The following is a 10,791-nucleotide window of genomic DNA, read 5'->3' on the forward strand; positions in this document are numbered from 1 at the left end:
GGCGGACAGTGTGCGCACGGCTACGGCAAGTCGGCCGGGCCGGTACGTGAAATCGGGGCCCGAGTGAAGCCGAAGCGGCTCACCCGGGCCCCGATCGACGGTGGATCAGGTCGTGGTCTTGACCTTGATGGTGCCGTCGGCGATCTTCTTCTTCGCCTCGTCGAGCTTGGCCTGGATGTCCTTGATGTGGTCACCCGTGGTGGTCAGGCTGACGCCGTCCTTGGCCAGGGTGTACGTCTGCGTACCGGTCAGCGGCTTGCCGTCCTTGACGGACTTGACCAGGTCGTAGACACCGCCGTCGACGTTCTTCACGACCGAGGTCATGATCGTGTCCTTGTACTTGGACAGCGACGGGTCGAGGGCCTGGTCGGAGTCGACGCCGATGGACCAGGCGCCCTTCTTGCCCGCGACGGCCTCGATCGAACCGGCACCCGAACCGCCCGCGGCGGCGAAGATGACGTCGGCACCCTTGTCGAGCATGCCCTTGGCGGCGGCCATGCCCTTGTCGGGGCTGCCGAAGCCGGACAGGTCCGAACCGGTGGACAGGTACTGGATCTGCACCTTGGCCTTCGGGTTCGTCTCCATGACGCCCTGCTGGAAGCCCGCGGCGAACTTCTTGATCAGCGGAAGGTCCACACCGCCGATGAAGCCGACCTGGCCGTCCTTCGACTTCAGCGCGGCGGCGACACCGGCGAGGTAGGAGCCCTGCTCCTCGGTGAAGACGATGCTGTCGACGTTCTTCGCGGTGGCGACCGAGTCGACGAGGCCGAAGTTCACCTTCGGGTACTTGGCGGCGATCTTGTCGACCGCGTCCTTGTACGCGAAGCCGACCGCGACGACCGGGTTGTAGCCGCCCTCGGCGAGCGACTCCAGGCGCTGCTCACGGTCGGCGGGGGTCTCACCGGTCTTGGCGGTGAGCTCCTTGGTCTCGGCACCGAACTCGGACTTGGCCTTGTCCAGACCACGCGCGGCGGAGTCGTTGAACGAGTTGTCGCCACGGCCGCCGACGTCGTAGGCCATGCCGATCTTCATCTTGCCCTTGTCGGAGCCGGAGCTCTCGGTGGACGACTCGCCGCACGCGGTGGCGGTGAACGCGAGGGCCGCGGTGACGGTACACGCAGCGGTGATCTTGGATACCCGGCGCAAGGGAAGGCTCCTTCAAACCTGACCGAAGCGCCTCTTCCGGCGCTGGTTTCGCGGCGATCGTAACGCGCGTAGATGTCAGATAAAGCCCTGTACGGAAGCCGTTATCGGATCGTCGCGAACCAGAGGTGACGAGTCCGGTCACGGATGGTTGCGGTCGAGCAACGCGGAGGCAGTGAACAGCTCCACGGCGACCGTGATCGCCTCCTCGTCGGCGTCGAAATCACCCCGATGCAGGTCGAGCCGGGCGGTGTCGCCCGGCGTACGGACCCCGAGCCGCGCCATGGCGCCGGGGACATGTTCCAGGTACCAGGAGAAGTCCTCGCCGCCCAGGCTCTGTTCGGTGTCCTCGATCGCATACGATCCGCGGCGCGCGGTCATCGCCGTGGCGAGCAGATCGATCACTGCGGCGTCGTTGACGACCGGCGGGACGCCCCGGACGTAGTCGATCACCGTCTTGGCGCCGTACATCCCGGCCACCTCGTCGATCGCGGCGTGCACCAGGTCGGGGGCCTCCCGCCAGGCGGCCAGATCCAGACAGCGGACGGTGCCCGACAGCTCGGCGTGCTGCGGGATCACGTTGCAGGCGTGCCCGGACTCCAGCCGCCCCCAGGTGACGGCGAGCCCCGACCGGGCGTCGATCCGGCGGGCCAGCAGCGCGGGCACCTCGGTGGCGACCTTGGCGGCGGCGGTGACCAGGTCGGTGGTCAGGTGCGGCCGGGCGGTGTGCCCGCCGGGGCCGTCCAGGCTGACCTCCAGCCGGTCGCAGGCCGAGGTGATCGCCCCGACCCGCAGCCCGATCCGCCCCACGTCCACCCTCGGGTCGCAGTGCACCCCGATGATCCGCCCGACGCCTTCCAGCGCCCCGGACAGGATCGTGTCGGGCGCCCCGCCGGGCAGCACCTCCTCGGCCGGCTGGAAGATCAGCCGAACGGGGTTGGGGAGCAGCCCCTGCCGGTCGAGCCCGGCGAGCACCAGCCCGGCGCCGAGCACCGAGGTGGTGTGGATGTCGTGCCCGCAGGCGTGCGCCCGGTCGGGGACGGTGGAGCGGTACGGGACGCCGGTCTTGGTGTCCGGGATGGGCAGTGCGTCGATGTCCGCGCGCAGGGCGAGCATGGGCCGGGTGGAGTCGTCGCGCGTGCCCACGTCGCAGATGAGCCCGGTTCCGGTGGCGAGTACCCGTGGTTCGAGACCGGCCTTCTCCAGCCGGGCCTTGATGGCCGCGGTGGTTCGGAACTCCTGGTTGCCCAGCTCGGGGTGCATGTGCAGGTCGCGCCGGAACGCGATCAGCTCGGCACGCAGGGCCTCGGGCAGGGTGCCGGGGAGCGGTTCGTCGTGGGGCGTCGGCTCGGCGTCGGACTCGCGGGACATCAACTCGTTCACCTGGTGAAGGGTAAGGCCCTTCCCCCTTCAACTGACCATGAAACAAGAAAAGTTCAGCCACATAGACGAATAAATGACTGCGCTGCGGCGTGTGAGGTGACGGTGGGGCGGGTAAACTCGCCCCCTTTTGCACCATGACCGACCACTCCGACCGCCCAGGCCGGCCATCGGGCTCCGTCAGGCGGAGAGCCCCCGGCGTACCGGCATCAGCGCCACCCCGAGGCACAGCGCTCCGACCGGCAGCAGATCCAGGTTCACGGCCATCAGCACCGTCCCCGCCAGCACCAGCACCGGGGTCCACCACCGGACCGCGTCACGGCGGAGGAACGCGAGCAGGATGACGAGGGCCAGCAGCCCGAGCCAGAACAGCATCGGCACCACGGTGTAGACCAGCGGCATCACCCCGGGCACGCCCTGCACCCGGTCGAACATCTCGCTCATGGCCTGCTTGTCCGCCGCGGCGAACCCGGCCGTCAGGTCGATCACCGCCTGCACCACCACCGCCGCCGCACCGAGCATCCCGGTCCAGGCGGCCACCTCGGCGGCGGCCCGTCCGCCCCCGCGCTCCCCGGCGAGCCCCCGCAACCCCAGGAACACCGGAACGAACGCGAGCACCCCGGCCAGGAACAGCAGATGCGCCGTCGTCCACCACACCCCGGGCCCGTAATCACTCACGGCCCGCCCGACCAGCCGTACCACTCCGTACCCGGCCATCAGGGCGGGCCCCACGAGGAGGGCCGTCGCGGCCGTCCCGTTCTGTCGTACCGTCAGCACCTGCGTCGTCGTCATGCACCGAATACTCGCGCCGGACCGGCCCTGCCCACCATCGGGGCGAGCCCCCAACAAACCCTGGTGACGGTCCACTTGAACGTCAGGGTCACCCCTGAGCCCCGGGCTACGCCTCCGTCACCGCCGTCGCCCGCCAGGGTGCCAGGCGCTGGACGTCGCGGGCGGTCTCCGTGACGCCGCTCAGAAAGCCCTGGGCGCGCGGGGAGGCCGTGTCGCGGAGCCATTCCGGGGCGATGTCGCAGACCGCGACCTTCACCTCGGTGCCGGCCAGGGCCAGGGGGAGGGTGTGGACGACCGTGGAGGGGAAGCTGAGGACCGTGCGGCCGATGGGGCCGCGGCGGGCGATGAGTTCCAGGGGGAGGTCGGGGCGGACGATCTCCAGGCCGGTGGCGGCCTCCAGGGCGTGGAGCTTCTCGGTGGACTCGCGGCGGTGGGCGAAGTAGCGGGTCGCGCCGTGGGTGCGGGACAGGGACGCCACGGCCTCCAGGTACTGCTCCCGGTCGACCACGCCCGTCTCGACCAGCGAGGTGCCGACCAGGTCGGCGCCCTTGGTGAGCAGCGGCGGGCCGAAGCGGGCGCGGGTCCAGGCGAAGGTGTTGGGGGTGACGGTCACACCGGGCGGAGCCTCGACCGGCATGGCCGTGAAGACCTCGACCGTACGGGTGGCGGACGGGGTGAAGCGGCTGCGGGCGCGGGCGGTGACCGGGGCCAGGACCAGTTCGCGCGGGCCCGAGCTGCCCTTGCGGTGCCAGCGCACCAGGCGTTCGCCGCGCGCGAGCTGGGCGACGAACTCCATGGTGGCCGTGCCGTCGTCGACCACGGTCAGGCGGCGGGCGCGGACCATGGTGAGCAGGAGTTGTACGTACCGGGAGAACGGGTCGCCGATGACGATGTGCTGCGCCCTGCGGACGAGTCCGGACAGGTCGCGCAGGCTCTTCAGGGGCGCGCCCGCGCCGCCGCGCGCCTCCTGCCAGCGGACGGTGATGCCCTCGTCGCGGGCCAGCTCCGCCATCCGGCGCAGCTGACCGCGCGACATCGGGTCGACCGGGGGGAGGACGACGACCGTGATGTCCGTGAGGACCCGGTCGTCGCCTCCCTCTGCGTAGGCCCACTCCAGGACGTTCAGGAGCTGGACCGGGCTCTCGACGAAGGCGAGGTTCACCGGTCGGCCCGTCAGACCGCGACCGGCTCGGCGGCCGGAGCCGCCTCGGTGCCCTCGGCGACGACGCCCGCGACCCGGCGGAGCTTCTTCATCGGGCCGAGCTCGGACTCGTACACCTTCTTGACGCCGTCGCCGAGCGAGGCCTCGATGATGCGGATGTCGCGGACCAGGCGGGTCAGGCCCTGCGGCTCGACGGAGGCGGCCTGGTCGGAGCCCCACATGGCGCGGTCCAGGGTGATGTGGCGCTCGACGAACGCGGCGCCGAGGGCGACGGCGGCCAGCGTGGTCTGGAGGCCGGTCTCGTGGCCGCTGTAGCCGATCGGGACGTTGGGGTACTCCTGCTGGAGGGTGTTGATGACCCGCAGGTTCAGCTCCTCGGCCTTGGCCGGGTAGGTCGAAGTGGCGTGGCAGAGCAGGATGTTGTCCGAGCCGAGGACCTCGACCGCGTGGCGGATCTGGCGCGGGGTCGACATGCCGGTGGAGAGGATGATCGTGCGGCCGGTGGCGCGCAGCGCGCGCAGCAGCTCGTCGTCGGTGAGCGAGGCGGAGGCGACCTTGTGGGCGGGGACGTCGAACTTCTCCAGGAAGGCGACGGCCTCGGTGTCCCACGGGGAGGCGAACCAGTCGATGCCGCGCTTGGCGCAGTGCTCGGAGATGGCCTGGTACTCGGCCTCGCCGAACTCGACGCGGTGGCGGTAGTCGATGTAGGTCATCCGGCCCCAGGGGGTGTCGCGCTCGATGTCCCACTGGTCGCGCGGGGTGCAGATCTCCGGGGTGCGCTTCTGGAACTTGACGGCGTCGCAGCCGGCTTCGGCGGCCACGTCGATCAGGGCGAGGGCGTTGTCGAGGTCGCCGTTGTGGTTGATGCCGATCTCGCCGGTGACGTAGACGGGGTTGCCGGGGCCGGCGGTGCGGGTGCCGAGGGTGCGCAGACGGGAGGCGTTCATGAGGTGTGTTTCCTTAGCTGGAGCGGGTTTGGGGGACCCGGGGATTACTTGGGGGACTGGGCAGTGGGAGTCGTGAGGGTGGGGCCGAGCAGCCAGGCCGCGATCTCGCGGATGGCGCCGAAGCCGCCGGGGGTGGTCGTGACGGCGCGTGCGGCCGCCCGTACCGAGTCGTGGGCACTGGCGACGGCGACGGGCCAGCCGGCGAGTGCGAAGCACGGCAGGTCGTTGACGTCGTTGCCGACGTAGAGGACACGTTCGGGAGCGATGGACTGTTCGTCGCACCACTGCTTGAGCGCCAGGTCCTTGCGGTCGATGCCGTGCAGGACCGGGATGCGGAGCTTGTGGGCGCGGGCGGCGACGACCGGGTTCTGCTCGCTGGAGAGGATCAGCAGCGGCAGTCCGGTCTTGCGCAGGGCGGCGATGCCGAGTCCGTCGCCGCGGTGGACGGCGACGATCTCGCGTCCGTCGGCGTCGATGAGGACCCGGTCGTCGGTCTGCGTGCCGTCGAAGTCGAGGACGACCGCGTCGATGTCGTCGAGGGTGGGCAGCGGCGAGGGGTCGAGCAGCGGTGCCAGGGCGCGGGCGCGGGCCAGGTCGTGCGGGTCGTCGACCTCCAGGACGCGTGCGGCGTCGGTGCGCACCAGGGCGGTGTGGCCGAAGAAGCGGTGGCGGTGGGTGCGGAAGCCCGCCACGTCCATGGCGTACGCGGTGCCGGTTTCGAGGAGGTCCTCGGGGCGGTCCTGGCGCATCTGCCGTACGGACTTGTCGTGGTTGACGCCGTAGTTGTCCTCCTCGATGGCGCTGCCGTCGCGCCAGAGGAAGCCGTGGAAGGGGGCGACGGTGACGGCCGTGTCGGCGCCGTCGCGGGCGACCGCGGCGGCGACGCCGTCGATGTCCTCCCGCAGCACGAAGGGGCTGGTGCACTGGACCAGCAGCACCACGTCGGCGGTCCGCTCGCGCATCGCCTCGTAGGCGTCCAGGGCGTGCAGCACCGCGTCCTCGCTGCTGGACCTGTCGCCGGCGATGGCCGCGGGGCGCTGGACGATGTGCAGCCGCTCGGAGGCGCCGAGGGTGTCGCCCGCGGCGCGGGCCGCCTCGGCGATGGCCGCGTCGTCGGTCGTCACGACGACGTCCGTGACCTCGCGGGACGCCAGGCAGGCGCGTACGGCGCGGGCGATCAGCGGTACGCCGCCGACCTGGGCGAGGTTCTTGGCCGGGACGCCCTTGGATCCGCCGCGGGCGGGGATCACGGCGAGCACGGTGGGGGTCGGGGTCATCTCTGCTCCTGAAGTGGTGTTCACAGCTCGCCCATCCGTCGGATCACCGGGGCGACCCGCTGGACGCCCTGCCGGTACGCGCCGCGCGCCGCTTCCCGGACCGCCTCGCGGACCGCGCCGCGCACTCCCCCGGTCTCGCGGGGCCGCTCGGCGCCCGGCAGCGGGTGGCCGTCGGGGGCGAGGTGGTGGCGGGCGAGGATGCCGGGGAGGTAGCCGGGGGCGGTGGCCGGTGTGTAGTACGGGGCGAGGTCGGGCAGCCGGGCCGCGGCGAGCAGCGCGTCGACGCGGGCCCGGGCGTGGTCGTAGGCGGTGGCGTACGTGCCGTCGGCGGCGACGCCCTGGCCGGCCAGCCACTGCGGGTCGGGCTCCGGGCGGAAGCCGCCGTCCAGGTGGTCCCAGGAGGTGAGCAGGCCGGAGCCGATGAAGTGGTGGTTGCCCAGTGCCTCGCGGACGCCGAGGTCGGTGAGGACCGCGGTCGGGATACGCCGGTGCAGGGATTCCAGGGCGGCGGTCGAGGAGACCGTGACCAGCAGGTCGGTGCGGTCCAGGACCTCGCCCATGTGCCCGTACACCAGGCGGAAGTTGGGCGGCAGCCCGCCGGGCAGCTTCTCGGCGAGCCGCTGGTACGGGAGTTCCTCGATGTGGGTGGTGTGCTCGCCGGGCTTGGAGCGCAGCTTCAGCAGCACCTCGCGGTCCGGGTGCAGCCGAGCGTGCTCGACGAGCCTGCGCAGCAGGTACATGCGGTCGTCGCGGGAGGCCGGTACGGAGGGCTGGGCGGCGAAGACGACGGTGTCGCGGCCCTCCTGCGGGCGGTGCGGCTCGCCGCCGAGGAAGGGCAGCGCGGCCTCGGTGACGGCCGAGGCGTCGGCGCCCACTCCCTCGTACACCGCGCGGAAACGCTCCGCGTCGTGGCGGGAGTTGGCGAGGACGATGTCCGCGCCGTGCCGCAGCAGCAGCCCGTCGGCGAGCTTCTCGTAGACGACGCCGACATAGCCGGTGACGACGACGGGCCTGGCGGGCAGCCGTAGTGCGGCCAGTCCGTGCAGCATCGCCTGGACGGCCCCGCCGACGAGCGCGAGGACGATCACGTCGTACCCCTCGTCCCGCACGGTGTGCAGGAATTCGACGGCCGTCACCTCGCGGACCCGGCCGGCCTCGATACCGACGTCGCCGACCTCGGCGAGCTGGCGCGGGGTCGGGGTGGCCCGGCCGCGCAGCAGCAGTCCGCTGATCTCGACGCGCTGCGCCGACGTTCCGGACGCACCGGCGGTGAGGCGGCGCGCGGTGAGCGCGCCCCATTTCCACCGGGTGTCGGAGTCGGCGAGTACGGCTACCCGGAGGGTGGTCGTCTTTTCGGTACGTGGGGGCACGTCCCAGAACTTAGGAAGGCATTCCGATTCGCGGCCCAACGTGACGGCAACAGCTGGTTAACAGCCCGCCGACGCTTGGCGAATCGCCTTCACAAAGGGGACGCAATCGCCCATGATTCGGCCCGGTTCATCATTCCGACATTCGCCGTTCACCCGCCGTCCCTCCCGGCGCCAAGGCAAATGACGGGCTCCCGCCTAGCGTGAGACGGGTGGTTAAGCTCTCGGTCATCGTGCCGTTCTACAACGTGCAGACATACGCCCCCGACACCTTGAGAAGCCTGCGGGCCAACGCCCGCGAGGACTTCGAATTCATCCTCGTCGACGACTGCTCGACCGACGGGACCGCGGACATACTGCGCCGCGCCGAGGACGAGATTGAGGGGGTGGTCGTACGCAGACACAAGCAGAACGGCGGACTGGCCACCGCCCGTAACACCGGCCTGGACGCCGCGCGCGGCGAGTACCTCGCCTTCCTGGACGGCGACGACTGGCTCGCTCCCGGGTACTTCGCCGAAGTCCTTTCCCGCACCGAGGCGTTGGGCTGCGACTTCGTCCGTACCGACCATGTCCAGGTCGAGGGCCGCAACCGCAGTGTGCACCGCGTCCCGCACGGCAGGCGCGGCGAGGTGATGGATCCGCGGGACGCGATCCTGCCTGCCGAGCGGTCCACCTCGGTGGACTATCCGTACGCCTGGGCGGGGCTGTACCACCGTCGGCTGCTGGACCGCGGACTGCTGCATTTCACGGACGGTCTGCGCACCGCGGAGGACCGCCCGTGGATCTGGCGACTGCACCGCGAGGCCGATTCCTTCGCGGTGCTGGGACTTCTCGGAATTTTCTACCGGCGCGGGGTCGCTTCTTCGCTGACGCAGATCGGTGACGTACGGCAGCTCGATTTCATTCGCTCGTTCGACCAGGTCATTCGGGAAACCTCGGAAGATCGCGACGCGCAGGTACTGCTGCCGAAAGCGGTCCGTACCTATTGCGCGATCATTTCTCATCACATGACCTCGATCGAAAGGTTCGAACCCGCCGTGGCCCGCACCCTGAAGTCCATGAGTGCCGCCGCACTCAGACGAATGCCGCAGCAGGTGCTCGACGAGGCCCTCGACTCGATGGACGTGCAGCGCGCCACCCTGCTGCGCAGGCTGCGCCGCCGCCCGGCCGCCGCCGGCACCAAGGAGGTGTCGGCAGCGTGAGCACCGCCCCGTCCCGCACCACGCAGATCTTCCTCGCCTCCACGCTCTACGGCACCGCCACGCTGGCCGCCGCGCTCGACGCGGGCTGCTTCGCGGACGCCGACCGCCGCATCCTGCTCGTCTCGAACAACGCGGCCGTGCCGGAGACGACGGCCGCCCTCGACGCGATGCCCGGCTTCGACGCGCTGCGCGCCCGTTTCGACGACGTGGTGTCGTGGAACACGACGATCGCCCCATTCCACCCGGGCGGCTGGGCGCCGCGCCCCGACGACGTGCCCCTGTGGGAGCGGCACCTGCGGCTGGCCTGGGGGCTCGGCGACGACGACATCGAGCTGGCCGTCGAGTCGATCCAGGTCAACCCCGCGCTGGCCGTCGCGCAGATCTTCACCGGGGCCCCGGTCGACGTGTACGCGGACGGGCTGATGAGCTACGGACCCACCCGCAACAAGATCGACCCGCTGGTCGGCACCCGGGTGCGCCGGCTGCTCCACCTCGACCTGGTGCCGGGGCTGAAGCCGCTGCTGCTCACGGAGTTCGGGGTGGCGCCGCAGATCGTGCCGGGCGAGGTGTTCCTCAAGGTGCTCGGTGAGCTGGCGGACGCACCGGGGGCACAGGACGGGATTCCGGCCGTGGAGGCGCCCGCGCTGCTGCTGGGCCAGTACCTCTCGGCGCTCGGGCTGATCAGCGCGGCCGAGGAGGAGGAGCTGCATCTGCGGATGATGCGGGGCGCGGTCGCGCTCGGCCACACCCGTCTCGTCTTCAAGCCGCATCCCACGGCCCCGGCGCAGTGGTCGAGGGCGATGGGCGAGGAGGCCGGGAGACTGGGCGCGGAGCTGACGGTGCTGGACGACGGGGTGCTCACGGCGCCGGTCCTGGCCGAGGTGCTCTACCAGCGGATGCGACCGGCGCTGGTGGTCGGCTGTTTCTCCACGGCGCTGTTCACCGCTTCGGCGTTCTACGGGCTGCCGGTGGCCCGGGTCGGCACCGAGATGCTGCTGGACCGGCTCGCCCCGTACGAGAACAGCAACCGCGTCCCGGTCACGCTGGTGGACGCGCTGCTGCCGGAGGTCACGGACCGGGCGGCCGTCGAGCGGGCGGGGACGGCCGAGGGCACGGCGGCGGTGGACGCGGCGGATCTGACCGGGCTGGTCACCGCGGTCGGCTTCGCGATGCAGCCGAGGATCTACCCGGGGCTGCGGCCGGCCGCCGAGCGGTATCTGGCCGCCCATCTGGACACCACGACCTGGCGGTACTTCAAGCGGAAGCGGCTGACCTCGCTGGCGCTGCCGGGCGCGGTGCCGGCCCAGCTGGCGTTCCTGCCGCGCAACGCGGTGGTGCGCCGGGTGGCGCGGTCGGTGCGGCGCCGGGTGGTGCGGCAGTAGGCGCCGGGAGCGGGGCGACGGAGTGGGGCGGGGTGCCGGGCCGGGCGCCCCGCCCCACTGTCGTGCGAACGGGGGCGGGGTGCCGGAACGGGCGCCCCGCCCCGCTGTCGTACAGGCGGGGGCGGGGCGCCGGACCCGG

The 10,791-nt window shown here is 71.4% G+C and carries 9 protein-coding genes; 2 read left to right on the forward strand and 7 right to left on the reverse strand.

The features are described 5' to 3' along the window. Positions 1-105 precede the first annotated feature (105 nt). The 7 genes from EES42_RS04715 to EES42_RS04745 all read right to left on the reverse strand — a co-directional run bounded on the left by EES42_RS04715 (position 106) and on the right by EES42_RS04745 (position 8,071). Positions 106-1,146 (reverse strand): BMP family lipoprotein, encoded by a 1,041-nt coding sequence (locus tag EES42_RS04715; RefSeq protein ID WP_124716800.1) that lies wholly within the window; start codon positions 1,144-1,146, stop codon positions 106-108. A 138-nt stretch (positions 1,147-1,284) separates the two neighbouring features. After that, positions 1,285-2,514, reverse strand: coding sequence for an amidohydrolase (locus tag EES42_RS04720; RefSeq protein ID WP_124717417.1), 1,230 nt, complete (start codon positions 2,512-2,514; stop codon positions 1,285-1,287). Between the two features lie 189 nt (positions 2,515-2,703). After that, complete coding sequence (locus EES42_RS04725) at positions 2,704-3,315, reverse strand: hypothetical protein (protein ID WP_124716801.1); 612 nt, start codon at positions 3,313-3,315, stop codon at positions 2,704-2,706. A 106-nt stretch (positions 3,316-3,421) separates the two neighbouring features. Next, the gene (locus EES42_RS04730) at positions 3,422-4,477 is read right to left on the reverse strand and encodes a hypothetical protein (protein ID WP_124716802.1); all 1,056 of its coding nucleotides are present in this window, start codon (positions 4,475-4,477) and stop codon (positions 3,422-3,424) included. An 11-nt stretch (positions 4,478-4,488) separates the two neighbouring features. Next, entirely contained in the window at positions 4,489-5,424 is a 936-nt protein-coding gene (locus EES42_RS04735) for an N-acetylneuraminate synthase family protein (protein WP_124716803.1), read from the reverse strand. Between the two features lie 44 nt (positions 5,425-5,468). Next, positions 5,469-6,701 (reverse strand): acylneuraminate cytidylyltransferase, encoded by a 1,233-nt coding sequence (locus EES42_RS04740; protein ID WP_124716804.1) that lies wholly within the window; start codon positions 6,699-6,701, stop codon positions 5,469-5,471. Positions 6,702-6,721: 20 nt separating this feature from the next. After that, positions 6,722-8,071 (reverse strand): DUF6716 putative glycosyltransferase, encoded by a 1,350-nt coding sequence (locus tag EES42_RS04745; protein ID WP_124716805.1) that lies wholly within the window; start codon positions 8,069-8,071, stop codon positions 6,722-6,724. Positions 8,072-8,280: 209 nt separating this feature from the next. Here EES42_RS04745 and EES42_RS04750 point away from each other — a divergent pair, with 209 nt between their 5' ends. Beyond that, a complete protein-coding gene (locus tag EES42_RS04750; RefSeq protein ID WP_124716806.1) occupies positions 8,281-9,270 on the forward strand; it encodes a glycosyltransferase family 2 protein in 990 nt (329 codons plus the stop codon). Beyond that, on the forward strand, positions 9,267-10,652 hold the full coding sequence (locus tag EES42_RS04755) for a polysialyltransferase family glycosyltransferase (RefSeq protein WP_124716807.1): 1,386 nt from the start codon (positions 9,267-9,269) through the stop codon (positions 10,650-10,652). Before EES42_RS04750 ends, EES42_RS04755 begins: the two co-directional genes overlap by 4 nt. Positions 10,653-10,791: the final 139 nt, after the last annotated feature.

Origin of the sequence: Streptomyces sp. ADI95-17 (assembly GCF_003846175.1) — a bacterium.
Classification (GTDB): domain Bacteria; phylum Actinomycetota; class Actinomycetes; order Streptomycetales; family Streptomycetaceae; genus Streptomyces; species Streptomyces sanglieri.